This is a genomic window from Halorussus limi (assembly GCF_023238205.1).
GTDB lineage: Archaea > Halobacteriota > Halobacteria > Halobacteriales > Haladaptataceae > Halorussus > Halorussus limi.
Map to the genome: position 1 here is coordinate 408,753 of NZ_CP096659.1, position 20,216 is coordinate 428,968.

Below are 20,216 nucleotides of genomic sequence, written 5' to 3' on the forward strand. Positions count from 1 at the left end.
CGTCGTTCCACGGCCCGGCGTTCGGTCGCGCGACGACCGGGCGACGACCGCGGCCCGGATAGAAAGGATATAAGTACGCCCGAGGCCGATTTCTCGGGTATGAAAGACCAAGGACGTTCCACGCGGAAGCGTACCGGCGGCCGACTCCGACCTTCCCACAAGAAGAAGAAGCACGAACTGGGCCGCGAACCCACCGAGACCACGGTCGGCGAGACCAAACTCCGAACCATCGACGCCCACGGGAACACCGAGAAGGTCCGCGCGCTCTCGACCGACGTGGCCAGCGTCGCTACGGACGGCGAGACGGTGCAGGCCGAGATTCAGGACGTCGTGGAGAACGACGCCAACCCGAACTACGTCCGACGGAACATCGTCACCAAGGGCGCGCTCATCGAGACCAGCGAGGGCCGTGCCCGCGTCACCTCCCGTCCGGGCCAGACCGGTAACGTGAACGCCGTCCTCGTGGACGAATAATCGTACTCGCGGCGCGATTTCTCACTCGCATCCGACCGACTCGGCGACCGCGCGCAACTCCGACTCGCCGAACTCGTCGGTGAACTGCTGGACGCTCACTCGATAGACGTAGCCGTTGCATTGCCAGAGGAACTTCCCGTCCGAATCCTCGGCGACGTAGCGCGCGTCTCGGTCGCCGACCGTCGTCGCGTTTCCGGCGGTCGAGTCGTAGTGTGATTCGTTTACGGCCTTCCGAATCGAGACGACGTTTTCGAGGCTCCCGTTCTCCGTGTCGTGGTAGGCCATCGCGACGTACTCCCCGTTGGCGAGGTCCACCGCGACACCGCTCTCGAACGCGAAGGGTTCGGAGACGTTCGGTTCGGGCACCGTGAACGAGGCGTTTGCCGCGAGCGCCTCGCGGGTGTCGTACGTGCGGTGGCGCGGCCGTTCGGCGGTCGTCGTGGGGTCGGTCGTCTCGGCGGTCCTAGTCGTCTCGGTCGCCGCCGTCGTCGTCTGCGTCGTCGCAGTCGTTTCGACGGTCGTGGAGTCCGGCGAGCCCGCGGACCCGCCGAGGCAACCGGCGAGGACGAGCGAACACGCGAGCGCGGCGACCGTGAGTCGGCGATTCATCGCCTCACCTCGCGCAGAGGGCGCAGTTTCGGTCGCGGGGTCGATTCGACGGCGCGATGCGGTCGAGCGGGGTTCAGGACGTTCATCTGTCGAACCTCGCTCGCACTTCGCCGGTACCGCACATGTTAGGTCCGCCAGTTTTGGTTCGCCGGGAATCGGGGCGACGATTTATATGTTAGAAGAGAGTAGTTTTCGAGTTGTTGTTTTAGACGCCGACGCCGTCCTCGACCGACTCCAGTCCGGTGTCCGTGATTCGGAACTGGACTTTCTCGCCGGCGGACTTGGCGCGGTGCTTTTCGAGCGTCGCGCGCCGGTTGCCCCCGCGGAACCGCTCGACGCGGACCACCGTGCCGGTCCAGTGTTCGAGGGTGTGCCCGCCGAGCGGTCGGGCGCGGTCGCCGTCGGGGTCGGTGTAGACCTGATTGGTCAATACGACCGCGAGGTCGTGTTTGCGCGCCAGCGACAGCAGGTGCGTGACCTGACTGGCGACTTCGCGGAGCGCCTCCCCGCCCTCCTCGTCCTCGCTCCGCTTGAGGCGGTAGAACCCGGTCGCGCTGTCGAGGACCACGAGGTCGGCCCGCTCGGCGAGTTCCGCGGTGTCCCGGACGGCCTCCTCCTGTTCCTCGAAATCGTAGGCCTCCTTGACGATGATGCGAGAGGTCAGTTCCTCCACGTCGTCCGCGTCGCTCGCGGCGTCCACGCGGGCTTCGGCGACCTGCTGGAAGCGCGACAGCGACAGGCCCTCGGTGTCGATGTAGACCGCGGTCCCGCCGCTCGCGGCGACTTCGACCGCCGCGCCGAGCGCCACGTTGGTCTTGCCCGCCGCGGGCGGGCCGTACACCTGCGTGACGGTCCCGGCCTCGAACCCGCCGCCCAGCAAGTCGTCGAGCGGCCCGCACCCGGTCGGAATGGACTCCTGATTCACGACCGAGGGTTGGGCCTACCCGGTCAAAAGGTCCCGGATTCGCGTCTGCGCGTCGGTTCGCCGTCCGCCGCGGGCGGCCCGAACCGAGACGGGATTGGTAAGCGAGACAACGACTATCGTATTACTTATGTTCTCGAACGATGATATCGTCTGTGGCATGATTGTCGCGACCGTCTTGGAGTGTCCCCAGTGCGGCGAGGACGACCACGCGGAGTTCACGGGGGAACTGGTAGACGGCGACGGCGTCTGGCGGATGCGATGCTGCGGCACGCTCGCCGACGGTCCGCACCCGGAGGCGGCCTGAATCGAGTCCGGAGCGGCGGTTTCGCGGACCGACAGCGGACGCGCTCTGGGACGCTGGCTACGGAATCACTTGGTTTGCCCCCGGGCGCGTGCGGCGAGCGAAATTTCTGCGTTCGGTCGATTCATCCGCGTTCAGTCGATTCTCGCGCTCCACCGCCGACGAACCGGCGCGAACCGGAGAGAAACTTTTCACCCCCGGTCGCGAAACACCGACTCGTGACAGTCGTCGTCGCCACAGCGGACTTCGAGGTGTATCACGGCGTGGTCAACGAGTTGCGCGACCGGGGCGTGACCTTCACCACGGTCGAACCCGGCGACCCGCTCCCCGACGGAGCGAGGATACTCGTCCGCGCCGAGAGCGACGCCCCTCCCGACGCCGACGAGAGCGCGGAGACCGACACCGACGAAATCGGGGACGAGAGCGTCGAAACCGTCGTCGCGGACCCCGAGAACCCCCGGCGCGCGGTGGACGAGGCACTGGCCCGCCTGCGCGGCGGCGACGGTCGGACCGTCGTCGGAATCGACCCCGGAACCAGACCCGGCATCGCGGTCCTCTCGGGCGACGTGGTGGTCGCGGCGTTCCACGTTCCGCTGGCCGACGTGGCCGAGACCATGCGTCGGGAGGTGGCCGACGCCGTGGACCCCGTGGTCCGCATCGGCGACGGCGCGCGCCTGCAGGGGTCCCAACTCGTCCGCGAACTGGAGGACGTGCCGGTCGAACTCGTGGACGAGACCGGGACGACGCCCTACCTCGGCACCGGCGCGCGGGGGATGGGCGACGTGCTGGCCGCGGTGAACATCGCCCGACTGGAGGGCGAACTCGTCGAGGGCCGGGACGTGCAACCGACCGCCGGAGAGCTACAGGTCATCAAGAACCGGTCGCGCGAACGGGCCGACGACAACCGCGAAATCGACGAGGAACTGGCCCGTCGAGTCGCGTCGGGCGACCTGACGCTCGAAGAAGCGATGGACGAGCATCGGAACGGCGACGAAGATTAGAGGAACGAAAATATTTCTCTGAGAAAGAATTTTATTCCTCTCGCACCGCGCTCTCCGCCCGCCGCATCACCTCGCGGACGGCCACGCTCGCTTCCCGCGCCACCGCGGCGCAGTCGTCGTACTCCGCGCTCACGTCGTACACCTCGCCGTCGTCGTCGCTGGCGATTTTCACCGTGACCTCGTAGCGCTCGCCGTCGAGCGAGACGACGACGTCCTCGAACTCCCGGTTGGCTATCCAGCGGTGGGCCGCACCCGCTTGACGAACCCCGAGCGTGCCGGTCTCCTCGGCGAGTCGGCGCGCGACCCGCTGGGCGTCGTCGGGCTTGCAGACGACCTTCACGAGGTGGCCCGGCCGGGACTTCTTCATCGTCAGCGGGACGACGGACACGTCTCGCGCACCGACCTCGGCGAGCGACTCCTGCAGACCGCCCAGAATCTCGGGCGGCGCGTCGTCGAGATTCGTTTCGAGGACGGCCACGTCGTCGTAGACTAACTCTCCGGAGCCTTCCTCGTTCGCGGTTTCACCGCCCGCGTCTTCCGGGGCGCGTTGCGCCTCGCTCTCCCCGACCATCGCCCGGAGGACGTTGGGATGCGCCGGGAAGTCGTACCCGCCCGCGCCGTAGCCAGACGCCTCGACGCGGAGCGACGGGAGCGACTCGACGCCCTCGGCGTAGTGAGCGAGAATCGCCGCGCCGGTGGGCGTCAGCAGTTCGGCCTCTACGGGTCCGCCCCGGAGCGACCACTCGGCGCGCTCGGCGAGTTCCACCACGGCGGGCGTCGGAACCGGATAGACGCCGTGGCTCATCTCCACTTCGCCGCCGCCCGTCGCCAGCGGCGTCGTCACGACGCGCTCGGGGTCCAAATCGTCTACGAGGAGCGCCGCGCCGACCACGTCGGCGACGGCGTCGTCCGCGCCGACCTCGTGGAAGTGGGTCGATTCGAGGTCAGTCCCGTGGACGCTCGACTCGGCCTCGCCGAGCAACTCGAAAATCGCCAGCGCGTCGGCCTCGACGCTCTCGGGCAGGCCCATCGACGTCACGAGTTCCACGACTTCGGAGTAGGTCCGGAGCGGTCCCGAGCCTTCGGCGTGGGTGTGGTCGTGCGAGTGTTCGTGCGAGTGTTCGTGCGAGTGTTCGTGAGTGTGGTCGTCGTGGGGGTGGTCGTGTTCCTCCTCGTCGGTGTGGTCGTGGCCGTGCCCCTCGTCGTGGGAATGTCCGTGGTCGTGGTCGTCTCCGTGAGCGTGGTTCGTGTCGCCGTCGACGGTATCGGAGTCGTCGGTTTCCCCGTCGTTCCCTTCGTCTTCGAGGAGTACCGAGACGGTCGTCGCGGAGATGCCGTTTTTGCTGGTCTCGCCGACCTCGTAGCGCATCGGAAGCGCGTCTTCGACCGGCGCGAGCGCGTCGGGGTTAGCGCCCGCCGCGAGCAGGGACGCGAGTATCATGTCGCCACTCGCGCCCATCCGACCGTCGAATGCGAGCGTCTTCATGGAGTAGCGTGGGTCGCTCGCGGCGAAAAAGACCGCGGTTGCGGTCGGAACTGCGACGGTCGCCGTCGGTTCCGGACCTCCCCGGGGTCGGTGAGGTGGTAGGTTCGCGTCACAGGGTGCGTCTGGAGTCCCCGAGAGGTACCTGCGATTCGAAGGCCGGCGGCCCCGAACGAACGTCCGGTCTAGCCACAAAGTACACCCGGAGGCCAAACGGCTTTGTAGCGCGAACACGTATGCAAAGCCATAGCATGCGCCCCCGTCGCGACGACCTCGTCGGCCGCGTCGATGGAGGAACCCCCGGTAGCAAAGGACTTATCCTTCGCGGGCGCGCATCGACAAACAATCCCCGTATCACTAAATCATGAATGAAGTCCAACTAGAGGTGGCAAAGGCGTACCCGAACGATTCGGGTCGCGGTATCGCCCGTCTCGACCCGGACACGCTGTTGCATCTGAAGCTCAGTCCGGGCGACATCATCGAAATCGAAGGCGGTGACACGACCGCCGCGAAGGTCTGGCGCGCGGACCGTCAGGACTGGAACACCGACACGGTTCGCATCGACGGGTTCACCCGACAGAACGCCGACGTGGGCATCGGCGAGCGCGTCGAGATTCGGAAGGCCGAGGCCGAGAAGGCCGACAAACTGGTCCTCGCGCCGCCCGAGGAGGCCAGCGTGCAGTTCGGTTCCGACGCCGCAGGGATGGTCAAGCGCCAGATTCTCAAGCGCCCGGTGGTCGAGCGCGACATCGTCCCCGTGATGTCCTCGACCAACCACCCGTTCATGCGGTCGCCCGGACAGGCGATTCCGCTCATCGCGGTCGAGACCGACCCCGACGGCGTCTGTCTCATCACCGAGGACACCGAGGTCGAGTTGCGAGAAGAACCCATCTCTGGCTTCGAGAAGACCGGCGGCGGCATCACCTACGAGGACATCGGCGGTCTCGAAAACGAGATTCAACGCGTCCGGGAGATGGTCGAACTCCCGATGAAGCACCCCCAGATTTTCAAGAAACTGGGCATCGAACCGCCGCAGGGTGTCCTGCTCCACGGCCCGCCCGGCACGGGCAAGACCCTGCTCGCCAAGGCGGTCGCCAACGAGACGTCCGCGAGTTTCTTCTCCATCGCGGGCCCGGAGATAATCTCTAAGTACTACGGCGAGTCCGAGCAACAACTCCGGGAAATCTTCGAGGACGCCACCGAGGAGTCGCCCTCTATCATCTTCATCGACGAGTTGGACTCCATCGCACCCAAGCGCGAGGACGTGACCGGCGAGGTCGAACGCCGCGTCGTGGCCCAACTGCTGACCATGATGGACGGTCTCGAATCCCGCGGGCAGGTCATCGTCATCGCGGCGACCAACCGCGTGGACTCGGTCGACCCCGCGCTCCGGCGTCCGGGTCGGTTCGACCGCGAAATCGAAATCGGCGTGCCGGACGAGACCGGCCGCGAGGAGATTCTCCAGATTCACACCCGGGGGATGCCCCTCTCGGACGACGTGGCGCTGGACTCGCTGGCCAACGACACCCACGGCTTCGTCGGCGCGGACATCGAGAGCCTGACGAAGGAGGCCGCGATGAAGGCCCTGCGGCGCTACCTCCCCGAAATCGACCTCGACGAGGAGGACATTCCGCCGAGCCTCATCGACCGGATGATAGTCAAGCGCGAGGACTTCAACGGCGCGCTCAACGAGGTCGAACCCTCCGCGATGCGCGAGGTCCTCGTGGAACTGCCCAAAATCTCGTGGGATGACGTGGGCGGTCTCGAAGAGGCCCAACAGCAGGTCAAAGAGAGCGTCGAGTGGCCCCTCTCGTCGCCCGAGCGGTTCCAACGGCTGGGTATCAACCCGCCGAGCGGCGTCCTGCTCTACGGCCCGCCCGGCACGGGTAAGACCCTGATGGCGAAGGCGGTGGCCAACGAGACCAACGCCAACTTCATCTCGGTCCGCGGCCCGCAACTCCTCAGCAAGTGGGTCGGCGAGTCCGAGAAGGCCATCCGCCAGACGTTCCGGAAGGCCCGGCAGGTCTCCCCGACCGTCATCTTCTTCGACGAGTTGGACAGCCTCGCGCCCTCCCGGAGTCAGGAGATGGGCAGTAACGTCTCCGAGCGCGTGGTCAACCAACTGCTCACGGAACTCGACGGACTGGAGGAGAAGGGCGACGTCATGGTCATCGGCGCGACCAACCGCCCGGACATGATAGACCCGGCGCTCATCCGGTCGGGCCGGTTCGACCGCCTCGTGATGATCGGTCAACCCGACGAGGAGGGCCGCGAACAGATTCTGAAGATTCACACGGACGACACGCCGCTGTCGGCCGACGTGAGCCTGCGCGAACTCGCGGAAATCACCGACGGCTACGTGGGTAGCGACCTCGAATCCATCGCCCGCGAGGCCGCCATCGAGGCGCTCCGCGAGGACGACGACGCCACCGAGGTCGGCATGAGCCACTTCCGGCAGGCGATGGAGAACGTCCGGCCCACCATCACCGAAGACCTGCTCGACTACTACGAGCAGATGGAAGACGAGTTCAAGGGCGGGTCGTCGAGTCCGACGCAGGGTCGGCGCGGCGGCCGTATCGGCTTCCAATAAACCGTTACGACCTTTTCCAGCGGTCGAAGATTCGCCGGAGGCGAATCTTCTCCCTTGCAAAAGCTCGACCAAAAACACGGCGTCACCCCCTCGGAAGCGCCTGCGGCGCTTCTTCGAGGGTTCCTTGGTCCGCTCGCTCGTCACGTAGCGCGGCGCTTCGCGCCGCGCAGTCGTTCCTCGCTCGCGGTCGATTGCGGTGTTCGGTGCAAAGCCGAGGAGAGCGTTCGCCGATGGAACGTCGAGGCCATGCGCGGTCGTGAGCCGCGGACTCGGCATCATAATAAGCGTTTGGGGTAGCCGCTGGCCCTGCGAACCTGTTCCCTTCTTTAAGGTGGGCTGAACAGTATCTCGTAACGTCATGAACGTGGACACGCAGCGCCGTCGCCTCCTCGGACTGGGCGCGACCGGCGCGCTCGCGGCTCTCTCGGGGTGTAGCGGCGCGACGCCGTTCGTCGGCAAGCGACTCGAAGACGCCAGAACCTTCGACGCCGGTTCAGTGGACACGGTGACGGTGAACGGTCAGAACGGCGAGGTTCGCGTTCGGCCGACCGACGCCGACCGCGTCCGGGTCGAGACCGTCAAGCAGTCGGGGTCGGTGTTCGCCGACCTGAGCGACGTGCGCGTCGAGATGAGCGTCGAGAGCGGCGAACTCGCCGTGAAGACGCGCCGGACCGGCGACGGGTCGTGGCTCGGGGGGCCGCCTTCCGTGAAGATACGCGTCGAACTCCCGTCGAGCGTCGGTCTCGGGCGACTCCGGACCGAGAACGGGACCGTGGACGTTCGCGGCGTCGCGACCGACGCGACCCTCGTCACCGAGAACGGGCGCGTCGAGGCCCACGACATCGACGGGTTCGTCTCCGCCGAGAGCGAGAACGGGAGCGTGGCGATTCGCGGTGTCTCGGGCGTCGGCGACGTGCGGACCGAGAACGGAAGCGTCCAACTCGACGTTCCGGCGATACGCGGCGCGACGACCGTCGAGAGCGAGAACGGGAGCGTCGACGCCGCGGTCGCGTCCGACCTGAACGCGACCCTCTCGGCGAGAACCGACAACGGCGACCTCGACGTCCGACTGCCGAACTTCGAGGCCGACGTTCGGAGCGAGCATCTCGTCGAGGGAACGCTCGGCGACGGCGGCCCCGAACTCCGGTTCGCGACCGAGAACGGGAGCGTCGAACTGTCCGAACTGCAGTAGTTCGCCGAGTTCAGTTCGCGCCGGTGAACTCGCCGGTCGCTCCGGCGGCGTCCGACCGGTCGAGCAGTGCCTCGGTGATGGTTCCGGAGAGTCGCGCGAGGCCGTTCAGCGCGTGGAGCGACGCGAGCGCGATTACCAGCCCGACGGCGGCGGCGACGACCGCTTCGCCGAACGTGTCCACGGCGAATCGCACCGACTCGAACGGTCCGACGGCGGTCCCGAGGCGGAGGCCGACGTAGTAGCGCGACGAGTAGGTCAGCGGCGCGGCCAGCAGTCCGACGGCCAGCGACAGCAGGGTCGCGAGCGCGGCGAACGAGGCGGTTCCGAGTCCGAGTTTGACGATGAGGTAGCCGACGTCGAGCCACGTCCGGGCGTCGGTCACGAGGCGCTTGGCGGCCGCGACGACGCCACCGGAGGTGTCGAGCGAGTGCGTCCGAACGTCGGTACCGAGCAGGCGATTCGCGCGGCCGGCCTCGAACGTCGCGAGCAGGGTCGCGCCCGCCAGCGTCGCCAGCAGAATCGGAATCCCGACGACGGTGACGGCGAGTCCGACCCCGAGCGAGAGACCCACTGACAGGAACACGAAGTACGTCAGTCCAAGCGGGAAGGCGAGACCGAGGTAGAGGAGGTTTCGGTACGTCTGTGGGCGTGCGGCGACGCCGACGAGTGCGCCCGCGGCGTCTCGAATCGTAGTCGTCACGTGTATCACCGTACTCGGGGAGACGGCGGGCGGGCCCGTAAACCGGACAGGAGAGTCGCTGGCGCGGCAACTCGGGGAAGAATTTTTGTACGAGGACGGACCGTTCGGAACTGACTCCGCGACGCGGAGATGTCACGACGTGGAAAAGTATATGCCGCGTCGCGCTCCGCTTCGAGACGATGCCCTCCAGACGCAAACTGCTACGCCGAGTCGGCGGAGTCGCCGCGGTCGGAACCGTCCTCGGCGGCGCGGCCCACCTCGACGTCGGATTCGTCCGCACGAAACTCGGCGGGAGTTTCGGCGGCGGTATCGACCTCGAATCGCCCGACGACGAGGCGTTCGTCCCGCCCGCCGAGTTCGCCGCCTACGCCGACCGAACGCGCGAACGGTACGGCGACGCCGCGCTCCCGTGGACGGCCCCCGAGTCGCTCGCGGGCGAGTTCGTCGGCGCTTACACCCGGCGGGAGGCAGTCGTCCCCGACGAGCGATTCGCGGTGCAGGACGCCGCCGTCTTCGTCCATCGGTTAGACGGTGGCAACGGGACCGGCGACAGTGACGACACTCGGCGCGGCGCCGACGCTCGCTACCGACTCCGACTCTGGAGCGCCGGGCGTCTCCTCGGCAGGTCGTACGGCGTAGACCCGTGGGGCGTCTATCGGGAGGACCCGGCATTCACGTGGCTCACCCAAGAAGTCGAGGCCGAGCGCGACGACCAGCTCTCGGCGAACCGCGCGCTCTCGACCGGCGGCGGCCGGGTGAGCGTCGCGGGCGCGACGGCGACAGTTCCGAACGGTTCCTACGAGATGGGACTCGAAAGCGACACCCGCTACCGGACGCGGTGGGACGGCTTCTACCGAGGAGCGATTCCGCTCGTCGGGACCTGCGAGGCGTCGTTCGCCGACGGCGAGGCGCGACGTCTCGACTGGACGCTCTCGAACGGCGTCGGGATTCGCACGCCCTTCTAATCGGCGTCGCCCCGGAGCGACCAGAGAATCGCCGCCAGTCCGGCGTTGTACGACGTGACGATGCCGAGAATCGTCAGCCCGTCCGACCACGCCAGCGCGGGCGCGACCACAACTCGCACGGCGAACGGAATCGCGGTGAAACACGCGATACCGACCGCGAGCAGGCCCATGGTCGCGCTCCCGTGGCGTCGGTAGCCTCGGTACGCCTGATAGGCGACGAACAGGCCGAGGGCGGCCGGGAGCGACGCCGCCAGCGTGGTGATGTCAGGTGTCATAGATTGCGTACAGGATGGCCGCGAGGCCGAGCAGTTCGGAGGCGCTCGTGGCGAGCGACCGCGTCGCGGGCGATACGGCGACGAGATTGGCGAACGCGAGGCGCAGGAAGATGGGGCCGGTCACGAGGAGCGCGAGGCCGACCGCCAGCGCCAGCATCGGCGACGTACCGTTCCGGCGGTAGCCCGTGAACAGTTTGTAGACGACCACCAGCGACAGCGCCGCCGCGGTCAGCAGTCCGGCGAGCGCCAGGACGACGACCGTCTCGGGACCGCCGGTGGCCGTCTGGAGGGCGACGAGTCCGGACTCGGAGACCGGAAGGAGCGCGCCGGTCGTCATTTGAACCCCTCGTAGAGTCTGGTGAAGCGGTCGACCGCGTCCTCGTCGCGGTCCACGTCGATTTCGATGCCGTCCTCGGTCAGTTCGACGGTGACCCGCTGGAGGCACGCGGCGTACACCTCGTAGTGGTGGCCGTCCGGGTCGAGACGCTGCTCGGCGTCCAGCAGGCGCTGGTCTTCGAGTCGTTCGACTCGCCGGTAGATGGTCGAGGGCGAGGCGTCGCAGACCTCCGCCAGCGCGTCGGCGGACTTGGGTTCTCGGTAGGTCGCCACGAGGATGTCGCGGGCGTACTCGTCGTCGAGCAACTCGAACATCGCCCCGGCGTCCGTCTCGGTCACGGCGAGGCCCTCCCGTGCGGTCGGCGCTGTCGTCGCCGACCTGCGGCGGTGAGTCGCGGACTCTGCGCTCCGGGTCGGGGTCTGGTCCGAGAGCGAGCGCCGAGCGAGTCGAGCCAACGTTGCATTCCCGTCCGACCGTCGGTTCGAAGGCGGACGTGTAAAATACTACGGAGGGTCGCCGACTGCGCAAATGTCCGAAAATTTATTGTGTCGGCCCAAGAAGTTCGGCGTATCTCGATGTCGACCGACCACCGAAGCGAGCGTCCAGCGAGTCGGCTCTGGGCCGTCCTCGGCGTCCCGTTCAGACTCCAGACCTACCGGAACCTGCTGTATCTCGTGCTGGCGTTCCCGCTCGGACTGGCGTACTTCGTGTTCCTGTCGGTCGGCCTCTCGCTCGGGGTCGGTCTCGCCGTCACCGTCGTCGGGATTCCGATTCTGCTGGCGGTGTTGGCGATTTCGACCGGTCTCGCGAGCGTCGAGCGGGAGATGGCGACGCTCCTGCTCGGCGTCGACGTTGAGTCGCCCGGGTGGGTCGTGACCGAGTCGGGGCCGATAACCGAGCGCGCCAAGCGCCTCGTGACCGACCTCGGGACGTGGAAGGCGCTGGTCTACCTCGGGTCGAAACTGGTCATCGGCGTCGCCGCGTTCGTGACCGTGACGACGTTGCTCGTGACGTCGGTCAGCCTGCTCGCAGTTCCGCTCGTCTACGACCACCCCGGCGTGTACGTCGGTATCGTGACCGACGCGCCGATTCAGTTGCATCCCTCGCTGTACGTGGTCTGGCGGAACCTGCTCGTGGGCGTCGAGACGGTCGTCGAAATCGGGTCGTGGCAGGTCACGACGCTCCCGGCCGCGCTCGGCGTGGCGGGCCTCGGCGTCCTGCTCGGGGTCGCCTCGCTCCACCTTCTCAACGGTCTCGCGCGGTTCTCGGCGTGGTACACCAAGCTGATGCTCGGAGCGAACGCCGGGACGCCGTCCCCGCGGTAACGCCGGGTCCGTTCGGCCGACTTGACGGCGCGACGCTCAGGCGTCGCGCTCGGCGTGGAACAGTTCCACGAGGAGTTCCGTCGCGCGCTTCTCGGTGCCGTGGGGGACGAAGACGAACGGAATCGGACTGTCGAACGCCCGGTCGCCGTACAGTCCCCACTCGCCGACCGACCGAGTCGTTCCACCGTAGGCGATGGGAATGTCCCGAAGTTGGGCGGGTTCGTACTCGGGGACGTACGACTGCTCTATCCAGACCTCGTGGCGCGGCACGTCGAGGTCGGCGGCGAGCGTGCGTTCGAGGCGGTCGTCGTGTTCGAGCAACCACTCGCCGAACGCGTCGAGGTCCGCGTCCACCCGGTCGGCGTAGGCGATGCGGTGCTTCCAGCAGGACTCGGGGAACTGGCGCGACCGGAAGCGGTCGTAGAGCGTCGCCAGCGTGGAGTCGGGTCGGTCGCGGGCCGTCACCCGGAGACGCTCCATCAGCGTGTTGTCGTCGATTTCCTCCTCGAGCACGCCCTCTGCGGTGACGGGCGGAGCGTCGGCGTGGTCGGCGAGTTCGTCGAGGAGCGCCCGAAGCAGGACGTTGGCGTACACCGACTTGTGGTGCTGAGTCACCCACATGTAGAGCGCGATGCGGCCTTCGAGGTAGTTGCCGACGGTGCTGAGCGCCTTGTCCGAGAGCGCGAGTCCCTCGTCGGGGTGGGCGGTGTAGGCGTCGACCATCCGGTGGGTGTCGAAACTCAGCACGTCCGCCCCGGTCATCTGGTTGTCCCGGGTGATGTAGTCGAGGCGGTCCACGTCGATGGGCGAGTGGAGAATCTGGGCGCCGACGCCGTACTGCCAGCGGCCTCCTCGCTCGAAGACGAGGCTGTAGCCGAGGATGTACGCGCACACCTCGTGGGGGTCCACGCCGAGGTCCCGGAGGCCGTCGGCGTACTCCCGGAGGACGATGAGACAGCCCAGCAGTTCGTGGGCGCTGGCCGACCGGAGCGGGTCCTCGATGCCGGCCTCCTCGAAGGCCGCGACGAGGCCGCGGTCGGCGAGGCGCGCTCGGAGGTCCTCGGTGTCGATGAATCGCTCGCCGAGGTGAGAGAACGGCGGATGCCCGACGTCGTGGAGCAGGCAGGCGCATTCGAGCGTCCGCTGAATCTCGTCGAGGTCCGACTCCGGGGTGTCGCGCGTGAAGTACGACTGCGTGCGGAGGTTCTCGAAGACGGTGCGCCCGAGGTGGTAGACGCCGAGGCTGTGTTCGAACCGGGTGTGGTTGGCGCCGGGGTACACCAAGTTCGTCGCCGACAGTTGGCGCACGTACCGCAGGCGCTGGAACGGGCGCGTGTCGACGATGTAGTCCAGAAGCGACTGTTCGAGTTCGACGTAGCCGTGAACGGGGTCTTTAATCTGTGTCTCGGTCATGGAGCGAGCTATCGGGGGAGGTCGGTCGTCTCGGGGACGGGTCGTGGGCGTCGGGACGGTGGCTCTCTCCGCCTTTCGGTTCCGCCTAGGAGTCGAGCGCCAGCAGTTGTACCGTGACGCCCCGACCGGGCGACCACCGGAACGAAGCGGCGGGAGAAGTGTCGCGATTGGAGTCGAGCGTTCGGCGGGCGAGGCTTCCGTGCGAGGACCGCCGAAAGCGCTCGTCTCAGTAGATGAGTTCGTCGTCGTTCTCGACCATGTAGAGGGTCCGGGCGGCGATGTTGACCGCGTGGTCGCCGATGCGTTCGAGGTCCCGAACCGTCAGCAGGAGGCGGGAGACGTCCTGCAGGAGTTGCTCGACTTCCTCCTCGGTGTTGCTCTCCAGTTCGGTCTCGATGAGGTCGCGGACGACGATTTCGCTGGCGCGCTCGCACCGGGCGTCGAGTTCGTCGTCCCGGTCGGCGATGCCGTAACAGCCCTCGGCGTCCTCGTCGGCGTAGGCGGTCATCGAGTCCTCTATCATGTCGAGAGTCAAGGTGCCGAGTTCCTGAATGTCGACCTCGGGGAACACGTCGTGGTTGGCTTCGAGGGTGTACTCGCCGAGGTTGGTCGCGAGGTCGCCGATGCGTTCGAGGTCGGTGATAATCTTGAACGACGCCGCTATCATGCGGAGGTCGGAGGCGACCGGCTGTTGGAGCGCGAGCAGGTCGATGCACTCCTGTTCGAGGTCGAGGTACAGCTGGTTTACCTCCTCGTCGCCGTCGATGACCTCCCACGCGAGGTCGGTGTCTTTCTGTTCGAGCGCGTCCAGACCCATTCGGAGTCGCTCCATCACGACCTCGCTCATGTAGAGGACGTTCTCGCGGAGGTCGAGGAGCTTCTGTTGATAGTCCTCTCGGGGCATAGTTACGAATGCGCGTGTCCCCCTGTTGTACCTTTCGCCCGCGCTAGCTGACCGCTCGCCGACGTTACTCGATGAGGCTGTCGTCGCTCTCGACCATGTAGAGGGTCCGGGCGGCGATGTTGACCGCGTGGTCGCCCACGCGCTCCAAGTCTCGAACCGTCAGTAACACGCGCGATACGTCCTGCAAGAACAGTTCGACCTCTTCGCTGTCGGCCTCGGAGGGGAGTTCGGTATCGATGAGGTCGCGGACGACGCGTTCGCTGGCGCGCTCGCACCGGGCGTCGAGGTCGTCGTCCCGGTCGGCCAGCGCCTCGCAGGCCGCGGCGTCGGCCGTCTCGTAGGCCGTCACCGCGTCGGAGACGAGTTCCGCGGCGCGCTCGCCGAGGCTCCGGAGGTCGACGTCCGAGACCACGTCTCGGTCGGCGTACAGCGCGTACTCGCCGAGGTTGGCGGCGAGGTCCGCGACGCGTTCGAGGTCGGTGATAATCTTGAACGACGCGGCGACGAGGCGGAGGTCCGAGGCGACCGGTTGTTGGAGCGCGAGCAGGTCGATGCAGTCTCGTTCGATGTCGAGGTAGAGTCGATTAATTTCCTCGTCGCCCTCGATGACGTCCCACGCGAGTTCGTGGTCCTGTCGGTCGAGCGCGACGAGACTCGCCCGGAGTCGCGTGACGACGAGGTCCCCCATTCGGACCACGTTCTCGCGGAGGGCTTCGAGTCGGTTCCGATAGCCGGTTCGAGACATGGCAGTCGAAGTTCTTTCGTTCGCTGTGGTGATGAGTCTGTTGCGCGTGGCAGTACGACGGTCGGCGAGTCTGACTGCCGACCTGCTCCGGAAACCCTCGAAACCCCGCGACCCACCGTAGTACACCGTGAGCGAACGACCGCTCGGAAGACGTGGTCCGTCTCCCGGCGTGTTTCCGCGAACGTTTCACCGGCGAGGGTAGCCCCTCCGGCGAATCTCCGAGCGCAGCGAAAGCCGCTATCCGAACTTCCCGGTGATGTAGTCCTCGACGCGCTGACTGTTGGGGTTCTCGAATATCTGGTCGGTCTCGCCGTACTCCACGAGTTCGCCGCCGGTCAGGAACACCGCGGTCTGGTCGGAGATGCGAGCGGCCTGTTGCATGTTGTGCGTGACGACGACCACGGTGTAGTCCTTCGAGAGTTCCTCGATGAGGTCCTCGATTTTCGCGGTGGCGATGGGGTCGAGCGCGGACGCGGGTTCGTCCATCAGGATGACCTCGGGGTCGACCGCGAGGCACCGACCGATGCAGAGGCGCTGCTGTTGGCCGCCCGAGAGACCGAGCGCGTTGTCGTCGAGTCGGTCGCTGACCTCGTCCCAGAGCGCGGCCTGTCGGAGCGAGCGCTCGACGATTTCGTCCTCCTTGTCGGGGTCGGCACGGCCGAGGAGTTTGTCGAGCAGTCCGTCGTTGATGTCGCCGTGCTTGCGCGGGCCGTAGGCGATGTTGTCCCGAATCGACTTCGGGAAGGGGTTGGGCGCCTGAAACACCATGCCGACGCGCTTGCGGAGTTCCACGAGGTTCACGCCGTCTTGGTATATCTCTTCGCCGTCGATTTCGACCGATCCCTCGACTCGCGCCGAGTTGATGCGGTCGTTCATCCGGTTGAGACACCGGAGGAACGTGGACTTCCCGCATCCGGAGGGGCCGATGAGCGCGGTGACGCTGTTCTCGGGAACGTCCATCGACACCGACTGGATGGCGTGGTCCTCGCCGTAGTAGACGTCGAGGTCCTCGACCGAAATCTTGGGCGCGCCCTCGAAGTCGTACTCGGTCCACTCGTCTTTGAGTTGCTCTTGGCTCTCGCCGCTGACCGTCGTGGGCTGGCTCGCTGTCTGTTCGTCGGCTTGCTCGCTCGGTTTGAATTCTGCGTTGCTCATTGTTCGAGTTTCCTCCGGAAGTAGATTCGAGAGACGATGCCGACCGCGTAGAACGACATGACCACGATGAGGAGTATCAGCGCGGTCGCCCACCCGAACGCGGGGTCGGTACTCACGACGCCCGCCGTGATGGTCGCGTAGAGTTTGTAGGGCAGGGCGCTGATGCTGTCCAGCAGGACCGGGTTCGCCACGAAGGGCGGACTCGCCGTGAACCGGAAGCCCGATAGGACCGCGGGGCCGGAACTGGCCTGCAGGTTACCGGTCGCCACCAGCAGGATGGGCGCGGTCTCGCCCGCGATGCGGCCGACGCCGAGTATGACGCCGGTGATGACGCCGGGCATCGCGGCCGGGAGGACCACGCTCTTGATGGTCTCCCACTGGCTGACGCCGAGGGCGGCGCTGGCGTCGCGGTACTCCTTGGGAACCGTCTGGATGGCCTCTCGACTGGTGATGAGAACCAGCGGCAGGAGCATGAACCCGAGGACCAACTGGCCCGCCATCAGCGAGGTAGTGTTGCCCAGACGCGGCACGAGGAAGGCGTAGCCGAACAGGCCGTAGACGATGCTCGGCGTGCTCCAGAGGCCGTTGGTCGCTATCTCGACCGCGCGGGTGAACCCGCCCTGTTCGGCGTACTCGGTGAGGAAGACGGCCGCACCGACGCCGAGCGGAACCGCGAACAGCACCGCCCCGATGACCAACCAGACCGTGCCGACGATGGAGGGCAGGACGCCGTTGACGACGTCTTTGGACAGCGAGTAGCCGTTCATCGTGAACGGCCAGTAGAACCACACGCCGGGAATCTCGAAGATGAGATACTGGTCGAGACCCGGCACGTGGAACCAGAACGCGGGTTCGCTGAACAGGCCGAACTTCAGGCCCTCGACCATGCGCGACCAGCCCTTGGTCGCGACGAAGACGACGAGCAGGAGCAAGACTCCGAGCATCCCGAAGGCGTTCAGGCCGACCAGCAGGTAGGCCCCGGCCTGTCGTCCCCGCGTCCCGAAGCCCTCGTGGGACTTGGCGGCGGCCCACGCGCAGACGAGACCTGCGAAGATGGTCAGCGCCGGGACGACGACCGGCCCGGTGAACGCCGCCGAGAAGCCCTCGGGTTCCCACTCCCACTCGACCGTGAGGACGTTGAGCAGGAAGAGCGCGCCGACGAGAATCGACAGCGCGCCCGCGGGGAGCGTCGAACCGATGTCCTCGCGCGGCAGGACCGTCGCCGCGCCGACGCCCGCGCCGACGAGGAGCCCGACCGGAAGCCACAGGACGACGCTGCTCAGACCGAGCGTCTGGGACGCGACCAGCGCGCCCGCGACGACGCCGACGAGACCGAACAGGCTCCCCGTCAGCAGTCCGGCGCTCCGGTTCGGCGCCGTGTCCACGAGGCCGGTGCGGGAGGCCAGTCCGAGTGCGACGACGGCGACGCCCGCGAGGACGAGGCTGGCCCCGTAGAGGTTGAAGAGGCTCACGCCGAAGAAGTCGCTCTCGACCTCGGTCCACTGGAAGATGGCCGCGAAGCCCATGACGACCGACAGCACGTTCAGACCGACGACGCTGGCGGCGACTCGCTCGGCCAGCGACGACTCCTCGGCGACCAGATTGCTCGACTCGTAGCTCATTGGCTTCCACCCAGTTTACGCTCCATGTGCGCTTCGACCAGTTGCGAGGCGATGCTGAGTCCGAGGACGGTCACGAACAGCACGACCCCGGCCGCGAACAGCGCCGACATCTGGTTGCCCGAGGCGACGCCGTACTGGCCCGCGATGACGCTGGTCAGGGTCTCGGTCCCCTTGAACACGTCGTAGAGCGGGTCCGGCAGGACCTGCTGGTGGGGGAGCATCACGGTCACGGCCATGGTCTCGCCGACCGCCCGGCCGACGCCGAGCAGGACCGCGGCCGAGACCCCCGAGAACGACGCCGGGATGGTGACGCTCTTGATGGTCTGCCAGTCGGTCGCGCCGAGCGCGAGCGACCCGCTCTTCATAGACTCGGGCACGCTGTCGATGGCGTCCTCGGCGACCGAGACCACCGTCGGGAGCGCCATCACGCCGATGACGAGTCCGGCCGCGAACAGGCTCCCGAAGTTGGCCAACTCGAACTCCTCCATCATGTACGTGTTGATGATGACGTAGCCGATGAAGCCGTAGACGATGGAGGGGACGCCGGCCAGAATCTCGATGCCGGGCTTGATGACCTCGCGGGCCCACCCCGGCGCGATTTCGCTGATGAACAGCGCACCGGCCACGCCGAGCGGTGCGGCGATGGCCATCGCCAGCAGGGTGGTGACGAGGGTGCCCCACATCATCGGAACCAGCGAGTAGATTCCCTGACTGGTGCTCCAGAGCGGTTGGCTGGTCTTGAGGACGATGTCGAGACCCATCGCCTGGAACACCGGAATCGACCGGAGTATCAGATATACCGTGATGAGTCCGAGGATGACGATGGTCGAGGCGGTCATCAGGAACATCAGGAGTTTCGCGGTGTTGGCCTGATGGGCCTTCCAGCCGTACGTGACGACGCCGAAGAACGCGAGGAGCGGGAACACCGTGTAGGCGGGCGCGACGAGGAACGCCAACAGCGCACCCAGCACCGACGCGACCGCGACGCCGTTCACGAACTGCTCCCCGCGGTCCATCTCCTCGACGGTCGTGCGAGCGGACCGAACGCGGGCGTCGACGCTACCGATCATTTGGCGTCGGGGAGCTTTTCGAGTTGGTTCTTTCGCCGTTCTTTCGTCAGCATCGAGTAGCCCTCGGGCTTGACGAAGTTCTGCTGTCCGTACTCGCTGATTATCATGCGGAGGTACGCCGCCTCCTTCTTCGAGGTGCCCCCGTAGGTGTAGCAGTGGAGGTCACGCGAGAGCGGATAGTTCTCGTCGGCGAGGTTCTTGCCGGGTTCGTACACCGTCCCGTCGAACGAGAGTTTGACCGGCGGGGTCTGGTCGGTGACGAACGCCAGCGCCATGTACGCGATGGCGTTGCTCGATTGGGCGACGATGGTCTTGACCTGCTGATTCTGACCCTTGCGCACGTCCACGCCCGACATCGAGGCGTTCGGGTCGCCGAGCATGTTCGCCCGGAACGCGGTGTCGGTCCCCGACCCCTCGGCACGACCGACCGCCTGAATATCCTTGTCTTCGCCCTCGTAGGACGGAATCTCCGACCAGTTCGTAATCTTGCCGGTGTATATCTTCCGGACCTGTTCGGCAGTCAGCTTCGTCACGCCCGCCTCGTAAATCTCCTTGCTGACGACGATGGGTTGGGCGTCCACGCCCACGACGTGGTCTTTGAACTTCTCGAGTTCCTCCTCGCTCAGGTCGGTGAGTTCGGCGGCGACGGGTGCGCTCGCGTTGCCGATGTCGATGAGACCGTTCTTGAGTTTCTCCAGTCCGGTCCCGGAGTGGCTCAGGCCGACGTTGACCTTGTACGGCGGCGTCGTGTCGCCTCCGCCGTCGAACCCGTACATGCTGGCCCAGTAGTTGGCCAGTCGTTCGTCGGTGTCGATGCCGTAGTTGCTCGGCCCCCAGTACTCCTCGTCGTCGGCGGGTGGGTTGGAGTTCCACACCGACGCGGCCGTACTCGTAATCGGATACACAGTCGAGGAACCGCCCGCCTTTAGCTGTTCCAAAGACGAGTCGTCCGATGCTCCGGACTCGGTGGTCGTTCCCCCACGACCACCGGGAGGCGTCGGACTCGTGCTGATACAGCCAGCCAGTCCGGCGATGGCGGTCCCCCCTCCGAGCAAAACAGTTCGACGATCCACAGAGGGTCTTTCCCGCATTGGAATGGATTTACCTCAGGCCAAGTAAATACCCTTCTA

The 20,216-nt window shown here is 66.6% G+C and carries 21 protein-coding genes; 7 read left to right on the forward strand and 14 right to left on the reverse strand.

Annotated features, from left to right (window positions below; genetic code table 11):
* The first annotated feature begins 99 nt into the window (after positions 1-99).
* Positions 100-474, forward strand: coding sequence for a 30S ribosomal protein S8e (locus M0R89_RS02130; protein ID WP_248650923.1), 375 nt, complete (start codon positions 100-102; stop codon positions 472-474).
* A 21-nt stretch (positions 475-495) separates the two neighbouring features.
* Here M0R89_RS02130 and M0R89_RS02135 read toward each other — a convergent pair whose 3' ends face one another.
* On the reverse strand, positions 496-1,083 hold the full coding sequence (locus M0R89_RS02135) for a hypothetical protein (protein WP_248650924.1): 588 nt from the start codon (positions 1,081-1,083) through the stop codon (positions 496-498).
* Positions 1,084-1,288: 205 nt separating this feature from the next.
* Positions 1,289-2,008: a DNA repair and recombination protein RadB gene (radB, locus tag M0R89_RS02140; RefSeq protein ID WP_248650925.1), complete on the reverse strand. Its 720-nt coding sequence runs from the start codon at positions 2,006-2,008 to the stop codon at positions 1,289-1,291.
* Between the two features lie 157 nt (positions 2,009-2,165).
* On the opposite strand from radB, the gene M0R89_RS02145 reads away from it, so the two are divergent.
* Entirely contained in the window at positions 2,166-2,312 is a 147-nt protein-coding gene (locus M0R89_RS02145; RefSeq protein WP_248650926.1) for a hypothetical protein, read from the forward strand.
* Between the two features lie 215 nt (positions 2,313-2,527).
* A complete protein-coding gene (locus M0R89_RS02150) occupies positions 2,528-3,310 on the forward strand; it encodes a hypothetical protein (protein ID WP_248650927.1) in 783 nt (260 codons plus the stop codon).
* Between the two features lie 31 nt (positions 3,311-3,341).
* Here the strand turns inward: M0R89_RS02150 and larC are convergent, their stop codons facing one another.
* Positions 3,342-4,796 (reverse strand): nickel pincer cofactor biosynthesis protein LarC, encoded by a 1,455-nt coding sequence (larC, locus tag M0R89_RS02155; protein ID WP_248650928.1) that lies wholly within the window; start codon positions 4,794-4,796, stop codon positions 3,342-3,344.
* Between the two features lie 361 nt (positions 4,797-5,157).
* Here larC and M0R89_RS02160 point away from each other — a divergent pair, with 361 nt between their 5' ends.
* A complete protein-coding gene (locus M0R89_RS02160) occupies positions 5,158-7,383 on the forward strand; it encodes a CDC48 family AAA ATPase (RefSeq protein WP_248650929.1) in 2,226 nt (741 codons plus the stop codon).
* A 358-nt stretch (positions 7,384-7,741) separates the two neighbouring features.
* On the forward strand, positions 7,742-8,575 hold the full coding sequence (locus M0R89_RS02165; RefSeq protein ID WP_248650930.1) for a DUF4097 family beta strand repeat-containing protein: 834 nt from the start codon (positions 7,742-7,744) through the stop codon (positions 8,573-8,575).
* Between the two features lie 10 nt (positions 8,576-8,585).
* Here M0R89_RS02165 and M0R89_RS02170 read toward each other — a convergent pair whose 3' ends face one another.
* Positions 8,586-9,275, reverse strand: coding sequence for a sensor domain-containing protein (locus M0R89_RS02170; protein ID WP_248650931.1), 690 nt, complete (start codon positions 9,273-9,275; stop codon positions 8,586-8,588).
* Positions 9,276-9,454: 179 nt separating this feature from the next.
* On the opposite strand from M0R89_RS02170, the gene M0R89_RS02175 reads away from it, so the two are divergent.
* Positions 9,455-10,240, forward strand: a complete 786-nt coding sequence (locus M0R89_RS02175; RefSeq protein ID WP_248650932.1) for a hypothetical protein — start codon at positions 9,455-9,457, stop codon at positions 10,238-10,240.
* Here the strand turns inward: M0R89_RS02175 and M0R89_RS02180 are convergent.
* From M0R89_RS02180 to M0R89_RS02190, 3 genes are read right to left on the reverse strand one after another with little or no spacing between them, the layout of a single operon-like run.
* Positions 10,237-10,515, reverse strand: coding sequence for a DUF7521 family protein (locus M0R89_RS02180; protein ID WP_248650933.1), 279 nt, complete (start codon positions 10,513-10,515; stop codon positions 10,237-10,239). The genes M0R89_RS02175 and M0R89_RS02180 overlap by 4 nt on opposite strands.
* The gene (locus M0R89_RS02185; protein ID WP_248650934.1) at positions 10,505-10,852 is read right to left on the reverse strand and encodes a DUF7521 family protein; all 348 of its coding nucleotides are present in this window, start codon (positions 10,850-10,852) and stop codon (positions 10,505-10,507) included. Before M0R89_RS02185 ends, M0R89_RS02180 begins: the two co-directional genes overlap by 11 nt.
* Positions 10,849-11,166, reverse strand: a complete 318-nt coding sequence (locus M0R89_RS02190; protein ID WP_248652306.1) for an ArsR/SmtB family transcription factor — start codon at positions 11,164-11,166, stop codon at positions 10,849-10,851. The genes M0R89_RS02185 and M0R89_RS02190 overlap by 4 nt, the downstream gene beginning before the upstream one ends.
* Before the next feature lie 261 nt (positions 11,167-11,427).
* Here M0R89_RS02190 and M0R89_RS02195 point away from each other — a divergent pair, with 261 nt between their 5' ends.
* Positions 11,428-12,177, forward strand: a complete 750-nt coding sequence (locus M0R89_RS02195) for a sensor domain-containing protein (RefSeq protein WP_248650935.1) — start codon at positions 11,428-11,430, stop codon at positions 12,175-12,177.
* A 36-nt stretch (positions 12,178-12,213) separates the two neighbouring features.
* Here the strand turns inward: M0R89_RS02195 and M0R89_RS02200 are convergent, their stop codons facing one another.
* The 7 genes from M0R89_RS02200 to M0R89_RS02230 all read right to left on the reverse strand — a co-directional run bounded on the left by M0R89_RS02200 (position 12,214) and on the right by M0R89_RS02230 (position 20,177).
* Entirely contained in the window at positions 12,214-13,590 is a 1,377-nt protein-coding gene (locus tag M0R89_RS02200) for an HD domain-containing protein (RefSeq protein ID WP_248650936.1), read from the reverse strand.
* A 226-nt stretch (positions 13,591-13,816) separates the two neighbouring features.
* A complete protein-coding gene (gene phoU / locus M0R89_RS02205) occupies positions 13,817-14,494 on the reverse strand; it encodes a phosphate signaling complex protein PhoU (protein ID WP_248650937.1) in 678 nt (225 codons plus the stop codon).
* A gap of 64 nt (positions 14,495-14,558) precedes the next feature.
* Entirely contained in the window at positions 14,559-15,239 is a 681-nt protein-coding gene (phoU, locus tag M0R89_RS02210) for a phosphate signaling complex protein PhoU (protein WP_248650938.1), read from the reverse strand.
* A 237-nt stretch (positions 15,240-15,476) separates the two neighbouring features.
* On the reverse strand, positions 15,477-16,394 hold the full coding sequence (gene pstB, locus M0R89_RS02215; RefSeq protein WP_248650939.1) for a phosphate ABC transporter ATP-binding protein PstB: 918 nt from the start codon (positions 16,392-16,394) through the stop codon (positions 15,477-15,479).
* Positions 16,391-18,016 (reverse strand): phosphate ABC transporter permease PstA, encoded by a 1,626-nt coding sequence (gene pstA / locus M0R89_RS02220; protein WP_248650940.1) that lies wholly within the window; start codon positions 18,014-18,016, stop codon positions 16,391-16,393. Before pstA ends, pstB begins: the two co-directional genes overlap by 4 nt.
* Entirely contained in the window at positions 18,013-19,086 is a 1,074-nt protein-coding gene (pstC, locus tag M0R89_RS02225) for a phosphate ABC transporter permease subunit PstC (protein ID WP_438267673.1), read from the reverse strand. The genes pstA and pstC overlap by 4 nt, the downstream gene beginning before the upstream one ends.
* Positions 19,083-20,177 carry a PstS family phosphate ABC transporter substrate-binding protein gene (locus tag M0R89_RS02230; RefSeq protein ID WP_248650941.1) on the reverse strand — a complete coding sequence of 365 codons (1,095 nt, stop codon included), beginning with the start codon at positions 20,175-20,177 and terminating at the stop codon, positions 19,083-19,085. The genes pstC and M0R89_RS02230 overlap by 4 nt, the downstream gene beginning before the upstream one ends.
* Between the last annotated feature and the right edge of the window lie 39 nt (positions 20,178-20,216).